Consider the following 17776-nt stretch of genomic DNA (forward strand, 5'->3'; position numbering starts at 1 on the left):
TTAAATTAAAAATACAGGGTTCGGTAGCAGCATACTCCGAACCCTGTAAAAATTTTATCTCAATTTTTCCAGCAGATAAACCAGAAGTTTATCAATAGAAATTCGAATCTGTTCCATCGAATCACGTTCACGAATAGTTACGGTTTGATCTTCCATTGTTTGCGTATCAACAGTAATGCAGAATGGTGTTCCAACTTCATCCATTCTTCTGTATCTTCTTCCAACCGCTCCTTTATCATCATAAAAAATTCTTAGGTAAGGACGCAAATCCGCCTCAATTTTCCTAGCTACTTCGGGCATTCCATCTTTATTGACCAAAGGAAGTATTGCGGCTTTAATTGGCGCAAGTTTAGGATGAAAACGAAGCACACTTCTCATTTCACCTTTAACTTCCTCTTCATAGTAAGCATCAACTAAAAACGCCATAAATGAACGGCTTGCCCCGGCAGATGTTTCAATTATATAAGGAATAAATTTTTCTTTTGTTTCATCATCAAAATACTGCTGATTTTTTCCGCTAAATTCCTGATGTCTTCCCAGATCAAAATCGGTACGGTTATGAATTCCTTCAATCTCTCCCCAGCCAAATGGGAATTCATATTCAATATCTGTAGCGTTTTTAGCGTAATGCGCGAGTTTATCTTTCGGGTGATCATGAAACCGTAATTTAGTTGGAGTCATACCCAATGATTTAAACCATTCAATTCTTCTTTCTTTCCATTCATCGTAATGTGTTGTATCGGTTCCCGGTTTGCAAAAATATTGCATTTCCATCTGTTCAAATTCACGGGTACGGAATAAGAAATTCTTAGTATTAATTTCATTACGAAAAGCCTTGCCAATCTGCGCAATCCCAAAAGGAAGTTTTTGACGACTCGAATTTTGCACATTTAAAAAGTTTACAAAAATACCTTGAGCTGTTTCCGGTCGTAAATAAATTACATTAGCCGAATCGTCCACCGGTCCCAAAAATGTTTTGAACATCAAATTAAATTTACGGGGTTGTGTAAACGTACCTTTATTGCCGCATTGAGGGCAGCCGAGCAGTGATAGCAGTTTTACTGAATCATCAGTATTGTCTAATATTTTTTCAAATTTTTCTGAAAGTGTTCCTTCGTTATGAAGAGTAGTAGGATCAAATTCCTTCAACGCTTTCTCTTTATTTTTATCTGAAATTAATTCTGCAAGTGTGTCAACACGAAATCGGGCTTTACATTGTTTACAGTCTATCATTGGATCTGTAAAATTTTCGACATGGCCGCTTGCTTCCCACACTCTAGGATGCATCAATATTGAAGCGTCTAGTCCTTCAACATCCTCGCGGTAAGTCATGGCCTTCCACCATTCCTCTTTAACATTTTTAAGAAGTTCAACGCCAAGCGGACCGTAATCCCAGCATCCATTTAATCCGCCATAAATTTCTGACGATTGAAAAACAAATCCTCTTCTTTTGGCAAGAGATACAATTTTTTCTATTGTTTCGTTTTGACCCTTTGCGATAGCACACCTCTATTTGATATTCTAAAAATTAGGCGCAAATATAAGAAATTGGTGAAGAAGATTAAAAAAGGTTTATGATGGGAAATGATAAATCTAATTACCTGGTTTTACTTCCAAATTTTGTGCGGGGAGCCAAATAGCAAATTTTGAACCTTCTTTCGGTTGAGAGTCGATGACAAGCCTTCCTCTTAAGATATCAATAATTTTCTGTGTAATAGTTAATCCTAAACCACACCCTTCAAAACTGCGCGCATACCCTTCACTTAATTGTTGAAACGCCTCAAATATTTTACTCATCTCATCCCGAGAAATTCCCACACCGGTATCTTCTACTATTATTACGTTCCACAAAATTCTTTCAAAGAAAGCCGTTTCCAATTTTATCTTCACCTTTCCAGCAAGTGTAAATTTAATTGCGTTATCAACAATATTTTCAAGCGCATTCTTGAATAATTCCTCATCAATTGCAGAATACATTCCTTTTGATTGAGTTTCAAAAGTGTAATCGAGATTTTTAGCAATCGCTAATTTTTTGTGATCTTCAAAAACAGAACTAACTATATTCACAATGTTTGTATTTAGTAACGTAAGCTCCATAGAAATTGATTCTATGTGAGAAAGATATAAAAGATTATTGAGCGTTTTAAGTAATCTCTTGCCGGATAGATTAATATCACTTGCCATTTCCAGCATGCTTTCCTCTTCAAGTTCGCTCATCATAAATTGAGAATAACCCATAATAGCAATTAATGGGGTTCGGAGTTCATGACTCAGATTAGCGATAATTGAGGTTTTTAGTCTGTCCGACTGCTCGGCGGCTTGCTTTGCCAATATCAATGCTTCGAAATTATTTTTCTGCCGGGTAATATCTTCCTGCAATCCCATATAGTGAGTTGCTTCACCAGTTTCATTAATTACAGCTGAAATTGATGCGGAGACCCAAAATAGTTCTCCATTTTTTTTACGATTTCTAAATTCTCCTTTCCACTCTCTGCCATTTTTAAGACTTGTCCACAATACTTTGTATTGCTCATCGGTTAAGTCACCACCTTTTAAGAAACGGGGATTACGCCCAACAACCTCTTCAAATTTGTACCCGGTAATAGAACAGAATCGCGGGTTAACATATTCAATAATTCCTTCGGTATCAGTTATGATTACTGCAGAGGGACTATTATGAACAGCCCAATAAATTTTCTGTAAATCATCTTCCGCCTTTTTTCTATCCGATACTTCTTGTTCCAACTTGGAATTAATCTCCAATAACTCTTTAGTTCTCTCTTCCACACGGTGCTCAAGTTGAAATCTTGCGAGCTGCAATGCATCTTCTGCTTTTTTTCTTTCTGAAATATCGATAAAACTTTCTATACTGTAAGTAACGCCCCCCGTAATAAGAGTTGTTGAATAAAGAATAACAGGTATAAGCTTACCGTCTTTTCTTTTAAGAAGAGAATCATTGGCAATTACGTCAATTTTAGTTTTTCCGGTTTCATCGGCAAAATAAAAATAGTCGGAACTAAGTGATCCTATAATTTTGTTTTTATCCACTCCTATAAAATTTGCGCCAAACAAATTAATATCTAAGATTTTCTTTGTTTTCTGCTCAACAATCATAATACCAATATTTAGAGAATTTAGAATAGCGTTTAGAGCTTTTTTATCTTTTACGGCATTATTCACTTTTTGCGATTGAGCTTGATCGGCAATAATTTTTAATCTATCAATTTCAATCTGCTTTTGTCTATTCGAAAGAATCAGAGATAGCGTCCGTGTGTAAACTTCACACAAGGTAAAAAATGAATAATGATCTGTTAATTCATCGTTGATATAAAGAATAATTATTCCAACAACTTGATTGCCCGATATTAGCGGAAGAAAAATATCTATAATTCCCTCCGGTAGAAATTTATTTTTTTTACCAACTAGGATTTGACCTGTCGTAAGTATTTTGGCAACAGTTCCATCCTCAACGGCATCGTTAAAAATACCATTCACATGGTCGAAGTTTTCTTCAGTTGTTATTTTAAGATGGAAATCAAAAGTGTTTTCGTCGATCATAAAAAGAGATACAGAATTAAACTCGGGGAAATTTCTGAAGAGATTTAGCCCAACGGAGATAATCTCATTCATCGTTTTATCGGAATAATCCCACGAATTCAACTCCTCAATAATTTTGAGAAAGGATTTATTGGCAATATTTTTTTCAAAAGCATTCATTAGTCTACTAGCATAAGTCGAATAAAGTTTTCATATTCTTGCTGAACTACTTCACTTATACTATTGAAATACCCGGGAGGAATATTTAGAATTGTTAATACTTCTTTATTTGGCTGTGGAATAATATTATCACCAGGATAACCCAATCCTAATGCTCGGGCAGCAATATCGGCAACGTGAACGGCGGCAACAATCTTTTTGTGTTCAGTTCTGTCAATACCCGTGTGGTGATTTTTAATGACGCTTTGAATTGAAGAGGGTATTTTCCACTTTTCAGAAAGTATAGATCCGGCGGCTGAATGATCAACACCAAATATTTGAAGTTCAGCATCACGTATTAAAATATTATTACTCTCGGCCAACTTTATAGCTTCAGTATATTCTTTTGAAGCAAATTCAAAAAAGAGAACTTTACCAATATCGTGCAGTATTCCACTCAAAAAATAATTTTCTACATTTCGCTCACCTGTAACCGAGCCGATATATCTAGAAATAATTCCAACGCCTATTGAATGAGCCCAACAATCTACAGGATTAAATTTGTGTGCCGATTTATCCCTTGAGAAATAATTCATAATCGTTAAGGCAAAAATTATATTTTTAATTTCTCCGTATCCCAAAAATAAAATGGCCTGCGAAATAGTTTCTATCTTTCCTCTAAATCCATAAAATGGAGAATTAGCTACTTTTAATATTTTAAAAGCAGAAGCCTGATCTGCAGAAATTATTTGGGCTATTTTTTCTGTTCTTGCATTAGGATCTGCCATAGCTTCCGAAATAGAGGCATATACCGTTGGCAACGTAGGAAGATTATTGATGTTATTCTTAAGTTTCTCAACGAAATTCATTATTACCTTTAACTCATTTTGCTTAATATTTTTTGAAGTGCCATCTCATATATATCGATTTCAATACTATTTGATGGCTGCCAATTTAATCTGCTTTGAAGTTTATTCTTTGCTTCTTCTAAAAGTGCTTCATCCCCTTCAATATTTGTAGTTGCTGTTTTTTTATCTTCAATTTCAACTGTGACAATTCCCCACATTTTAAATATTTTTTTATGCTTTTCATCGAGCTCCATTCCGGCGCCCAATAAGATCTGCCCATATTTATTTCTTACATCTGATGCCAGTTTTGTCCCGCTCGTTATCTTCTCAATAGCAATTGATTTAACCATAAGATTTCCAATAAATATTATTTTTCCCTTTATTATCGTAAAAAAGAGCATTTTTTATACTATTAATAGACAGATATTTCGATCATTATTTAAGTCATTGTTGATCAAAATGAATTGAGTACAAAGAACGCAATATCTTTTTATCATATATAATATTAATGTTGGAGAAGAGAAAGTACCTCTATAATAATTAGTGTAAGTTTTGCACTTTTTCTTATTTTAGCGGAACTCAAAAGGAGAAGTTGAGTTACATTTTTTTTCATAAACTGCAAGTTCTTACAAATTGAAGAGAGAGAAAATAATAATTATATCCGCTGCAGGATTAGTTGTTTTGATATTAATTTTAGCGGTTTTCGGCAATCTTATAACTATTCCGCAGAGTGTTTCTACCTATCTTGAAGTATATCCTCAGAAAAAATGGGTTTTGCTTCACAATCCTCAAGGGCAATTAATATCTAAAGTAACCGATCACGAACTAGGCAGAATAACAGATTACCGATTGATACAGTTTGATCGTGGAGAAGAGGTTCAACTCGTGTTTGATCAATCAGTCCAGAAAAAACAAAAAATAGCTAAAGGAGAGTTAGTTCTTCGTGCCGGTTCCTCATTAATTGAAGAGAGAATAATTCAGCTCGAAGGGGAAATAACCGTCAACCAAGCAGAAATTGAACTAATTTCGACAGGAGAGAAGGAAGCGGCAATCGCTGAGGCAAAGAACCAGCTCGATTTTGCTGAAGCGCGATTAAATGAAAAAAAAATTATATATGATCGGTCAAAACAACTTTTTGAAAAGGATTTAACTTCAAAATCACTTTTTGAGTTTGATGAGTGGCAGTATAAATTTGCCGATTTTGAAAAAAGAATTGCCAAATCTACTCTTGAAACATTAACTACCGGCGCCAAACCAGAGGAGATTGAGTTTATTAAGTCTAAAATAAAATCGTTATCAAATGAACTTACTCTTCTGAAAAATAGAAATAGTAATCTCACCATCACTTCTCCAATAAGCGGAAGAATAAACTTTAACCATAGCTCAATAGACACTTTATTGAGTGTTAGTACCCTTGATGATGTAATTTTAAATGTTCCCGTAAGAATGATAGATTACTATAAATACAAGCCGGGAGATAAAATTAGTATTTATTTCCCTACGCTTGATACAACTTTAAAAGGACAATTATTAAGAGTCTCTAATGAAGTAAAAATTTTAATGGGACGACAGATAGTTTATGCTTCGATAATTGTTCCAAATGTCAAAAACAAATTAATACCTGGAATGATTTTAGAAAGTTCTGTAAAAATTGGGAAGATTACATTACTTGATTATCTAAAAGAATTTTTCGTGAACTAATGGCAAGACTAGAATATAAATATTTAGTATCGAATCAATATCTAGATTCTATCCGTAAAGATTTGATGCCTTTTTTAGATTATGATAAATTTGCATCGGTTCAGCCAAATAAGGAATATACAGTTAGAAGTATTTATTTCGATACACTGGATTTAATATGTTATTACGAAAAATTATCCGGTCTAAAGGAGAGAAATAAATTTAGAGTTAGAGGATATAACGAACCACGAGGCAATGATACTGTATTTGTAGAAATTAAAAGAAAAAGTATTGATTACATTAGCAAAGATCGGGTTAAAATATTGTTCTCTCAGCTTGATGCATATTTAAATAATGATATGGATTCAGAGATATTTGATGAATTTTCTACAGAACAGAATAAATTTGAGCTTCCTTCAAATTTTTTATACTACTACCATATGCATCAGCTTAAGCCCAAAACTTTAGTAACATATGAAAGAGAGGCATTTGAGTGCCGGTTTGGTTCTAACCTAAGAGTTACTTTCGATAAAAATTTACGAACAGCAAAAGCAATTAAATTAGATGAGCTTTTCAACAACACTTTCAGTGACTATCCATTATCAAATTTCTTTATTCTAGAGGTTAAATATTACAAAGCACTTCCTTTTTGGATGCCCGAGCTGATTAATAAATATCACCTGCAACGCCAATCATTATCCAAGTATGCGTTTTCAATTGATGAATCAGTTCTGCGTAAAAATACTCTCAACAAAATTAAACGAGTTTATTAATGATAGAGAATCTGCAATCAGTTAATTTATTTTCTCCCACAATTTCGGATATAATAACAAATATTGTTATAAGCATAATCTGCAGTTACTTTATATCTATCGTATACAGATTTACATACAAGGGCCCCGGCTACTCTGAAAGTTTTGTTAATTCAATAATTTTTCTTTCTGCAATTACTGCTTTAGTAATAATGGTAATTGGAAATAATTTAGCCCGGGCATTTGGACTTGTAGGCGCCATGTCTATTATAAGGTTTAGAACAGCGGTAAAAGATACGCTAGATATAGTCTACCTATTCCTCTCTTTAGCAATTGGTATGGCAGCAGGAGTAGGTTATCATAAAGTAGCAATTATTGGTTCTCTTTTGCTTGGGATTGTTTTAATTATTTTTTCGGCAGATAAAGGAAATCTTTTCAGTTCAGCCAAATATATCCTTCAATTTTCGTTTAGCGGAAGTTTATTCGACGATGTTAATAAAAAACTAAATTCTCTTTGCCGCCAATCGGAATTAATAAGTATCAAAAGCAATGATCAGACAAAAGCCACCGATTACACATACTATGTGATGCTTAAAAGAAAAGTATCCGGCAGCGATGTTGTGTCTGAACTTCATAAAGTTGAGGGTTTAAACAACATAAACCTTTTTTACGATAAAGAAAATAGTTGATTATGCGCCTACAACTTTTCTTTATTTTCTTCTCGAGCATTATTTTTATTTTGTTTGGCTGCTCAAACAATTCCGAGCCTGATGATTCCCACATCAAGCAACTTACGCTTCAAAGAACGATTCCATTATCTTTTGGTGAACCATCAGATATCTCTTTCAACGTAGATTATAATTCGCTTTGGACAATTAGCGGTAAAACAAATCTAATTTATTTAATTGACCTTAATGGAAATATTATAAGAACATTAAAATATTCCGGAGATGATATTGAGGGAATTGCGTTTGACAGATCCGACTCGACATTATGGATTGCAGAAGAGAAAGAGAGAACAATACTACATTTAAATTTGAATGGAGAAATACTAAAGAAGAAGGTCATCAATATATTTGGACTACCAAATAATGGTCCCGAGGGAATTTGCATTGATAGCAACAATCGCATTTATTTGCTAAATGAGAAAAATCCCGACGCAATATATGTTTTAGATAAAAAGTTAAATTTATTAGAAGAGAAAGAATTGAAGTTTGCAAAGGATTATACCGGTATCGATTTTGTTGATGGTTTATTCTATATAGTGAGCGATGAGAGCAAAACTCTTACTTTTTTTGATCCGGTGAAGGGACCAATAAATAGCTATAATTTACCATTCACAAAGTTTGAAGGGGTTGCAGTTCACCCTGATAAATCAACATTTTATTTATTAAACGATTCTCTTGCTACGCTGTACGAGTACAAATTAAAATAATTACTCTGTTCGGTATTTTTTATAATTCGAATAACTGTCTTAATCAAGAATTATTTTGCGATAATAAATTATTCTTGAACCGGCATCCCGTAAGTTTCCCACTCTTCTTTAGAAGGACCATAAATACCCGGTACTTTTAATCCAGCTTGTCTCATTAGCACTGTCATTTGTCCGCGATGATGATTTTGATGAGCTACGAGGCTATCCAGTACACTTGATCTTTTCCATGGCTGGCCATACATATTCAATTCATCATTAAGCATTTCATCACTCCATTTTTCCTTTATTTGCTCAATCATTAAGTTTGACAATTTTTCATATTCCTCTTTTATAGAAATGGCCCGCGCTGGTACCGAAGCTTCTTCATTAAAATCGGGGAATGCCAAACCGGTTTTGCTCATCATTTCGCCGATTGTTTTAGTAATATGCCAGGCAATAAAACCAAGCGAACGTCCACCTTCAGTAACTTTTTGGGTTAATGATTGATCAGTTAAAAATGAAAGGACTTTCAATGTTGCCTCGCTTTCATATTTCCAGCCTTCATAAAAATCATTTAATGTTCTAAACATTACATTCTCCTTAATTAATAATTATTTTAGTTTTATCTCATAAATTCCCCCGGCATAAATCGGCTGGGATTCAATTACTATTTTAATTGATGATGTGTTGACTGTTTCGAATTCAACACTGTTGTATTTGTCTTTCTGCACACCATAGGGTTCATTATTGGTTGCGTACACTTGCCGCATTTCATCATTTTCCTGAAGATAAAAAACTTTCCATGATTTAGGGATTCTGCATTCCCCTTCGCCGGTATCATCAAACCAATAAATATCAACGCTCGAAATTTCATGCTTCTTATCAAATTCAAACCGAATCCATTCCGTAGTTCCCTTACTAGGCCACCAATGAAATTTTGGTGTATCATTATCATTTGACTTCACCGGCTCCAATCCATCAGAAACAATTTCGGGATTCTTACCATTCGACACGGAAATTTTTGCATTCGCTAAGATACTCTCCGCCTGTAAAGGTCGAACAGCATTTTCGTTATTAGCAATCCAAACGCTCATTTCTCCTTTTCCTCTGTGCGCCCACGCGTAATATGGAATTGCGGTAAATGTCTGTTCTTGTCTCGATAATGCTTTAGTTGAATCTAATTTATAACCGAAAGATTTTCCTTTAATCACAATCATTCCATTAAGAAGATTTGTTTGCTCTTCCTTTTCTAAAAAAGCGTTATTGTTCAATAATAAATTTCTCGTGTAACCATTATTATCAATCCACTCTGCGGCATATACTAGAGGCCCTACTTGAAGCGCAACGCGGTCTTTATTTGCTTCCACCTGAGGATGTGCCGCTACCCTTCTTATTGGCATTGGGAGATTTAATTCAATTTCATCTCCTTGTTTCCAGTTTGATTCTAAAGCAGCATATCCATTCTCAACGCTTGATTCTATTAATTTGCCATTAATTTTTATTGAATATTTTTCATCTGATTTTTCAACAAAATAGTATAGATTACCGGGGAGCGCTTCATTCCTTGCCCAACCAGGAATTCTTAAATTTATCTTTACTTTATCAACCCCCTCTATCTCCGATATTTTTAATTTTACAACACCGCTCCATGGATAATTTGTTTGCTGAATTAATTTTAATTTTGAAGAGTTAAGCTGAATCTCCGAATTATTAGCCGAATAAAGATTAACATAGAGATCATTATTGCTAGCGGCGTACATGTATCCCGCTATTGAAGCGATTAAACGTGTAACATTTGGGGGACAGCAAGCACACTCAAACCAGGATGCTCTTTCATGAGTTCCAAAAGATTGAAGTACATTTGGATAGAAAAATTTATTGCCGCTGATTCCAATTCCGGAAAGTAATCCATTATAGAGTGTTCGTTCTAACACATCAATATATTTTCCTTCTCCTTTTAATAGAAACATTCTATGATTCCAAAATATATTAGCGATTGAAGCGCATGTTTCATTATATGCACTCGCGTTCGGCAGTTCATAATCTTTTCCGAATCCTTCCCAAGAACCGGTTGATCCAAGTCCCCCATTCAAGTATATTTTTTTATGAACAACATTCTCCCAAATTTTATCAAGAGCATTCATATAATTTTCATCACTTGTAATTGCCGCAATATCTGCCATAGCAGAATACATATATGCGGCGCGAACAGAATGCCCGACAGCCTCAGTTTGTTCTATTACGGGAATATGATCCTGGCAGTACTCACCCCACAATTCACGTCCATTAATTTTTTTGCCTCTAATATCTAAAAAGAATTTAGCAAGATTTAAATATTCTCTTTTCCCTGTCAGTCTATATAATTTAACCAGCCCCAGTTCAATCTCCTGATGACCGGGTGGAATCTGAATTTTACCTTCTCCAAAAGTATGCACAAGATAGTCGGCATTTTTAATTGCAATATCAATAAACGCTTTTTTATTTGTCGCCATATAGTGAGCCACCGCCGCTTCATACATATGCCCCGCGCTGTACAATTCATGACTCCATCTAAGATTAGAAAAACGTTTCTCTCCAATTTGATTTTTCATCTTTTTGCTGTTCATAGTGCGTGCGGTAAAAAGATATCCATCTTCTTCTTGAGCTTTTCCAATTAAACTTATTAGTGAATCCAATTTTCTTTCAAGGTGAGGATCGGCTTTCAGCATCAAAGAATATGAAGCTCCCTCAATTGTTTTGTAAACGTCTGAGTCATCAAAACTATATTTTGTTTGAAACTCACCATCCTTTAATCCGCACGCAATCGCAAAATTATCGGTGCGTCCTGTTTCTTCACACAATTTAATTGAGGTTGGTATAGTAACTTTTCGGTTGGTCTCAATTCTATCAAACCAAAATCCATCATTAATGTGCACTTTAGTGAATGGAACCGGTTTAATTGGGTAATCACTGTTTGCTTGTGAAAATAGAGTAGCGGTGGTTAGTAATAATAATGATAGAAATTTCATTGTAATCTCTTCTTACTTTGTTAACTCGTTTATTGATTCTGTGAAGAGAAGATTAAACATCTTTGGATTTTCCATCATTATAAAATGTCCATAACCTTCCATCATTTTTAGCTCAAACGATTTTACTAATTTCCGGTTGTTCTCTATACCAACCGGCCATAAATCACAATTAATTGATATGATAGGAACTGATAACTGCGCTAACTGTTCAGTTCCATTATCGGAAAACATATTTTCCATTGCACTGAGAGCTACTTCAGAAGGCGCAGATGACATATCTTCAATTATACTTTTTACCAATTCGGGATCAGCGTTTTTAGGAAACATGGTTCCTACAAACCATTTTGCAGTCTCAATAAAATTTTCTTTAAATGGTTTCAGAAAAGCTTCACGTTGCTCGGCGGGAAACTCCTCCCCCAATGATTGAAAAGTATCAACTCCAATGATTCCAATTGTTTTATCCTTTAATTTATTCGCAGCATAAATAACAACTGAGCCTCCCATTGAATGACCAGCTAGAATTACTTTATTAAGTTTTAGGCTATTTACAACTGCGGCTACATCCTCTCCAAATAAATCCATTGTATAATTTTTCCTTTCCAAACCCGATAATCCATGTCCTGCTAAATCAATAGTTACTACCGTATAATTTTGAGCTAACTCTTCAACTTGATTTTTCCAATATGATTGGTCACAGCTCCATCCATGCACTAAAACAATCGCGGGCTTTCCATCGCCATATTTTGAAAACACGATCTCAACACCATCTTTAGATTTTACCTTTGATTCAATCGAGAACAACTGTGTTGTTAAACATAAAATGATTATCAAAACAATTTTTGATTTCATAACTATCCTTTTAATTATTGAACAATTACTGCCGGAATTTCTGCTTCTTTAATTAATTTATTGAAAAGAGGAATTTTACTCTCGATTACATTTTTTAATTTTAATAATTCAGCGTCAATCTTGCCGAACAACTCTTTTTTTAATTCAACCGCCTGCTCGGTGGGTCTAAAATCTCCGCGCGCCATATCGCTCGCCAATCCGGCAAGTTTATCATTTAATCTTATCGGGAAATTTAAAACATCTTGAGGGCTCTTCGATTTTGTTTGATAGAGTGTTTCCTCTACAGCGGTTAACTCTTTCGAAATTAATTCCCCACTCTTTTTAATCTCATCTGTGTTTGGGAGTTTATTAAACTTATCTACCGCGTCATTAATTTGTTTACGGATGGTTCTAATCTGTTTAATTCCATTGTGCGTTTCGGTTAGTTTATCTCTTACAGATATAAGAAATTCGAATTGTTCTACTAAATTCTGCTGCGAAGATGAAGCACGAGGATCTTTCAAGATTTCAAAATTTACTTGTGTGGAATCTTTATCATAAACTAGAACTGCTGAATAATTTCCCGGAACAGCTAAAGGACCATTTAAACCGCCGCTTCCCCAGATAATCATTCCATCAAATTTTTCCGCGTTGGGGTAACGCATATTCCATATAAATTTATTAAGACCCTTTTTAATCGGCAGTTGGTCGGGCTTCTCTTTGGCTTTAGGTTTTATAGTTTTTATAATTTTCCCCGATTCATCTTTAATCTTTAACTCAACCAAATTACTATCGGGCATTTCATTAAAGTAATAATAGAATTGAACACCGCTCTGGAGATTTTTCCCCGAAGTAATTCCATCACTCGAATTACCACCTCTCATTCTGTACGCATTTCTTGGCTGATAGATATGATATTTTGAATCTTTAGTTACAAGATTCCTTAATGGAGAAATATCATCAATAATCCAAAATGATCTTCCTTGTGTTGCTACAATTAAATCTTCATTCTTAATTGTTAGATCAGTAATTGGAACAATTGGAAGATTCTGCTGAAAAGATTGCCAGCTCTCTCCATCATTAAATGAGATATACATTCCCTCTTCAGTTCCGGCAAACAGCAACCCTTTTTTAAAAGCATCAGCTCTAATAACACGAGTAAAATGTTTTTGATCAATCCCTTTATCAATCCGTTTCCATGTTTTACCGAAGTCGGTTGTTTTAAGAAGATACGGTTTATAGTCATCAAGTTTGTAACGTGTTGCCGCAATATATAATCCCCCTTCATTAAAGGGATCTGCTTCAATACTATTTATCTGCGCCCATTCAGGTAATAAGGTTTTTGGAGGAGTTATATTATTCCAGTTTTTTCCAAAATCAGTCGTTACATGAATTAAACCGTCATCACTGCCACTCCATATAATTCCAGACTTGATAGGTGATTCGGCTAAAGCAAAGATTGTACAATAATACTCAACACTTGTATTATCCTTTGTAATTGGTCCGCCAGATGATTTGAGTTTTGTGCTGTCATTGCGGGTTAAATCGGGACTAATGGCTTCCCATTTTTCTCCGCCGTTTGAGGTTTTGAATAATCTATTGCCAGCGGCATATAATATTTTTGAATCATGTTTAGAAAAAATTAGGGGGAAGTTCCACTGAAATCTATATTTCATTCCTTCGGCTCCATGCCCAATCGGGCTATCGGGCCAGACATTAACAACGCGGCTCTCTCCTGTTCTATGATTTAACATTGAAATATGTCCGCCATAATTTCCACCAAAAACAATATCATTATCATTTGGATCAACCGCGAGCCAGCCGCTTTCAAATCCGGCAGTAACCTCCCAATCTTTTTCTGATATAGAACCACCATCAGTTCTATGAAAAATTCTCACAGTCGTATTATCCTGCTGTGCCCCATATATTCTATATGGAAAATTATTATCAGTGGTAACTCTATAAAATTGTGCTGTAGCCTGGTTATGATATGTACTCCAATTCTTTCCGCCATCAAGAGTAACTTGAGCGCCACCGTCATCCCCAATAATCATTATATCAGGATTATTAGGATTTATCCACAAATCGTGATGATCACTGTGCGGAGTATTTATATTTTCAAAGGTTTTGCCAGCATCTTTAGAACGCCAAAATCCAACATTCAAAACATAAACTTTATCTTTATCCTTTTGATCAGCATATATTCTTTTATAATACCAGGCTCTCTGTCTTAAATTTCTATCTTCGTTTACTTTTTGCCAGGAATTTCCTCCATCATTTGACCTAAACACACCCCCGTTTTCATTTTCAATAATTGCATAAACTCGGTTGGGATCTACTGGAGAAACCGTAACACCTATTTTACCTATAATTCCTTTTGGCATTCCTTTATTATTAGTTATCTCTTTCCAGGTATTTCCGCCATCAACTGTTTTCCACAACGATGAGCCTTCGCCACCGCTTTCCAAACTATATGGAGTTCGTATAACACGCCACATTGCCGCGTAAAGTATTCTTGAGTTTGTAGGATCAACAGCAAGTTCGATTGAACCGGCTTGGTTATTAACAAATAAAATTCTTTCCCAATTCTTTCCACCATTTGTTGTTCTATAAACTCCACGCATTTCATTTGGTCCATAAAGGTGACCAAGACAAGCGGCATAAACTATATCGGGATTTTTAGGATCAATAATTATTCTATTTATATGTCGTGAATCTTCGAGTCCAATAAACTTCCAAGTTTTTCCGGCGTCATCACTTTTCCACATTCCATTTCCGCTCGAAACATTTCCGCGAACAGTTTCTTCTCCGGTACCAACATAAATTATGTTTGGATCCCAAGTGCTAACGGCAATAGCACCAATCGATCCTCCGAAAGATTTATCCGAAATACTTACCCATGTTTGTCCCGCATTTTCACTTTTCCAAACTCCACCACCTGTGGCGCCGAAATAAAAAAGATTTGGGTTAGAAGGAACACCATAAACCGCGCAACTTCTCCCTCCTCTGTATGGACCTATTCCCCTATACTCAATACCATTGAACAAAACAGTATCAATTATCTGAGCGGGAATTGTAATTGAAAAAAAGAAGAGCAGTAATAAGTTTAGAATTATCCTGGCGGGGAGATTCATTTTTTTCCTCTAAATTTTTATGGTTGGTTTTTCAGAGTTGAAAATATCCGAATTGCTAAAGCTTTTCAACATGTTTTTTCAATTAGTATTAGGTGTGGTTTTTCACAGTAAAGTAATTCTCGAGCAATTGGAGTAAATCTTTTAATCTGAGTATTAAACTAGAGAATTTATTTACAATAGAATCTCTTTGAGATGGGCAAGATTGTTTTCTAATAGAATTGATTTTTTTTCTTTATTAATCGATTCGGCGAGTTGGATTGGAATTTTAACTTCTCTGCCGATCACTTCTTCAACGGCGTCTTTAAACTTAGCGGGATGTGCGGTTTCGGCAACAATGCCGGTGTAATTGCTAATCTTATTTTTATCAACATAATCAATCAGCGATAAGTAGCCAACTGCACCATGAGGATCAATTATATAATTAAATTTTTCGTAAATGTTTTTTATTCCCTCTTTAGTAGAATTATCATCGAAGCTTGATGAAAAAACCGCATCACGAATCAACTCAATTTTATTTGAATATAACTCGTTAATTCTCTCAAGATTACTTGGGTTGCCAACATCCATTGCGTTGGAAAGAGTAAGCACTGATTCGCGGGGGGAGAAATTTGCGGTTTCAATAAATTCTGTAAAAACATTATTGGAATTTGTAGCTCCAATAAATTTGTAAATGGGCAATCCCATTTTTTTAGCTATCAAGCCAGCAGTTAAATTCCCCAAATTACCCGAGGGTATAGATATAATTATTTTTTTTGATTTATCTTTTACTTGTCTGTAAGCGTTAAAATAATAAAACGATTGTGGAATGAGTCGTGAGATATTAATTGAATTTGCCGAGCTTAAATTTACTTTTGTTCTTAAATCATTATCAACAAAAGCACTTTTTACTAGTCTCTGACAATCATCAAAGGTACCTTTAACTTCTACAGCTGTTATATTCTTATCAAGTGTGGTTAGCTGCTTTTCCTGAATAAAGCTTACCTTTCCTTGTGGATAAAGCACATAAACCTTAATTCCCTCAATAGCAAAAAACCCATTGGCTACAGCACTTCCTGTATCGCCCGAAGTAGCAACAAGAATCACCAATTCATCATCATTCCCTCGAACAAAGTATTCCATTGTTCGCGCCATAAAACGTGCGCCAAAATCTTTAAAAGCCAGCGTTGGTCCGTGAAACAATTCGAGAATCGCAAGCTCATCAGTCAAGTAATTTAAAGGAGCGTCAAAATTTATTGCATCATAAATTATTTCCTCAAGTTTAGCCTGGGGAATTTCATCACCAATAAAGTGTTTTGCTATTTCCAACGCAATTTGCTGAAAGGAATAATTCTCTATTTCATCAAAATATTTTTGTGAAAGGCGGGGAATCGATTCCGGCATATACAGTCCCCCATCTTTAGCTAATCCTCCAAGAAGCGCTTCCTTAAATGAGTTGAATTCTGTTTTATTTCTTGTACTATAATAGCGCATCAAATTACCTTTGGACCAACTTCATTAACCTGAGAAACATAAATTTTTGATCTATTTCCCGTTTTTGTTACTGTTGTTCTCATTGCTCTTGCAACTTTTACAGCGGTAATCTGAGAATCGCATAAAGCAAAAATAGAGGGGCCGGAACCTGAAATGGAACAGCCGAGCGCGCCATTATCGATTGCAGATTTTTTGATTTGATCAAAACCAATTATAAGCTTAGCTCTAACCGGCTCAATTATTTCATCTTTGATTGATCTTCCAATTAACTTGTAATTGCTTGTGGTTAATCCCGCCACTAATCCCGCCACATTTCCCCATTGACTAATTGCCTTTTTCAGCAATACTTCTTTTGGTAATATTTTTCTAGCTTCCGAAGTTTTAATTTCGAATTGAGGATGAACTACCGCACACCATAAATCACTTGGTGCTTTTATTCTAATAATATCAAGGGGATCGTAGCTTTTTATAATTATAAAACCACCATAAAGACATGGAGCAACATTATCGGCATGATAAGAACCGGAAGCTACAGCTTCACCATCCATCGCAAATTCAATCAGTTCATCTTTACTAAAGGGTTGATCAAGCAGTTCATTTAAACCATAAACAGCCGCTACTGCGCTTGCGGCACTGGAACCAAGTCCGCTACCTAAACCTATTTTTTTTCTTACTTCAACATCAACGCCAAATCCGGCATTTAATTTTTTCATCATCGAAATAAGAGCAACCGTTGCCGTGTTTTTTGTAATGTCATATGGAATCTTTCCACCATCGCCGGTAATTTTTGTTATTACTACTTTACCTTTAGTATTTAGCCGCAGGACAACTTCATCAACCGGACTATCTAACGCGAATCCCATTATGTCGAAACCGGGGCCAACATTTGAAACGCTTCCGGGAGCACTAATTTTAATACTCTTATTTCCCATTAATATACCATTTA

Annotated in this window: 14 protein-coding genes; 4 read left to right on the forward strand and 10 right to left on the reverse strand. The window is 35.1% G+C overall.

The window, feature by feature from the left end:
• Positions 1-54 precede the first annotated feature (54 nt).
• The 4 genes from KF816_16540 to KF816_16555 all read right to left on the reverse strand — a co-directional run bounded on the left by KF816_16540 (position 55) and on the right by KF816_16555 (position 4894).
• A complete protein-coding gene (locus tag KF816_16540; protein ID MBX3009633.1) occupies positions 55-1500 on the reverse strand; it encodes a glycine--tRNA ligase in 1446 nt (481 codons plus the stop codon).
• Positions 1501-1593: 93 nt separating this feature from the next.
• Complete coding sequence (locus KF816_16545) at positions 1594-3717, reverse strand: PAS domain S-box protein (GenBank protein ID MBX3009634.1); 2124 nt, start codon at positions 3715-3717, stop codon at positions 1594-1596.
• The gene (locus KF816_16550; protein ID MBX3009635.1) at positions 3717-4565 is read right to left on the reverse strand and encodes an HDOD domain-containing protein; all 849 of its coding nucleotides are present in this window, start codon (positions 4563-4565) and stop codon (positions 3717-3719) included. The genes KF816_16545 and KF816_16550 overlap by 1 nt, the downstream gene beginning before the upstream one ends.
• 8 nt (positions 4566-4573) lie before the next feature.
• A complete protein-coding gene (locus KF816_16555) occupies positions 4574-4894 on the reverse strand; it encodes a hypothetical protein (GenBank protein MBX3009636.1) in 321 nt (106 codons plus the stop codon).
• A 283-nt stretch (positions 4895-5177) separates the two neighbouring features.
• Between KF816_16555 and KF816_16560 the strand changes: the two genes are divergently transcribed.
• The 4 genes from KF816_16560 to KF816_16575 are packed head-to-tail and all read left to right on the forward strand — an operon-like array spanning position 5178 to position 8411.
• Positions 5178-6245 carry a hypothetical protein gene (locus tag KF816_16560; protein MBX3009637.1) on the forward strand — a complete coding sequence of 356 codons (1068 nt, stop codon included), beginning with the start codon at positions 5178-5180 and terminating at the stop codon, positions 6243-6245.
• Positions 6245-6997 carry a polyphosphate polymerase domain-containing protein gene (locus KF816_16565; GenBank protein ID MBX3009638.1) on the forward strand — a complete coding sequence of 251 codons (753 nt, stop codon included), beginning with the start codon at positions 6245-6247 and terminating at the stop codon, positions 6995-6997. The genes KF816_16560 and KF816_16565 overlap by 1 nt, the downstream gene beginning before the upstream one ends.
• Positions 6997-7665, forward strand: a complete 669-nt coding sequence (locus KF816_16570; GenBank protein MBX3009639.1) for a DUF4956 domain-containing protein — start codon at positions 6997-6999, stop codon at positions 7663-7665. The genes KF816_16565 and KF816_16570 overlap by 1 nt, the downstream gene beginning before the upstream one ends.
• A 2-nt stretch (positions 7666-7667) precedes the next feature.
• Positions 7668-8411 carry an SdiA-regulated domain-containing protein gene (locus KF816_16575; GenBank protein ID MBX3009640.1) on the forward strand — a complete coding sequence of 248 codons (744 nt, stop codon included), beginning with the start codon at positions 7668-7670 and terminating at the stop codon, positions 8409-8411.
• A gap of 68 nt (positions 8412-8479) precedes the next feature.
• On the opposite strand, the gene KF816_16580 is transcribed toward KF816_16575, so the two are convergent.
• From KF816_16580 to KF816_16605, 6 genes are all read right to left on the reverse strand, one after another.
• Positions 8480-8980 (reverse strand): hypothetical protein, encoded by a 501-nt coding sequence (locus KF816_16580; protein ID MBX3009641.1) that lies wholly within the window; start codon positions 8978-8980, stop codon positions 8480-8482.
• 21 nt (positions 8981-9001) lie between these two features.
• Entirely contained in the window at positions 9002-11398 is a 2397-nt protein-coding gene (locus KF816_16585) for a glycoside hydrolase family 127 protein (protein MBX3009642.1), read from the reverse strand.
• Between the two features lie 12 nt (positions 11399-11410).
• Positions 11411-12247, reverse strand: coding sequence for an alpha/beta hydrolase (locus KF816_16590; GenBank protein ID MBX3009643.1), 837 nt, complete (start codon positions 12245-12247; stop codon positions 11411-11413).
• A gap of 14 nt (positions 12248-12261) precedes the next feature.
• The gene (locus KF816_16595; GenBank protein ID MBX3009644.1) at positions 12262-15360 is read right to left on the reverse strand and encodes a hypothetical protein; all 3099 of its coding nucleotides are present in this window, start codon (positions 15358-15360) and stop codon (positions 12262-12264) included.
• A 171-nt stretch (positions 15361-15531) separates the two neighbouring features.
• The gene (thrC, locus tag KF816_16600; protein MBX3009645.1) at positions 15532-16830 is read right to left on the reverse strand and encodes a threonine synthase; all 1299 of its coding nucleotides are present in this window, start codon (positions 16828-16830) and stop codon (positions 15532-15534) included.
• A complete protein-coding gene (locus tag KF816_16605; protein MBX3009646.1) occupies positions 16830-17762 on the reverse strand; it encodes a homoserine kinase in 933 nt (310 codons plus the stop codon). Before KF816_16605 ends, thrC begins: the two co-directional genes overlap by 1 nt.
• Positions 17763-17776 lie beyond the last annotated feature (14 nt).

The organism is Melioribacteraceae bacterium (assembly GCA_019638015.1).
In the GTDB taxonomy this organism is placed as follows: domain Bacteria; phylum Bacteroidota; class Ignavibacteria; order Ignavibacteriales; family Melioribacteraceae; genus JAHBUP01.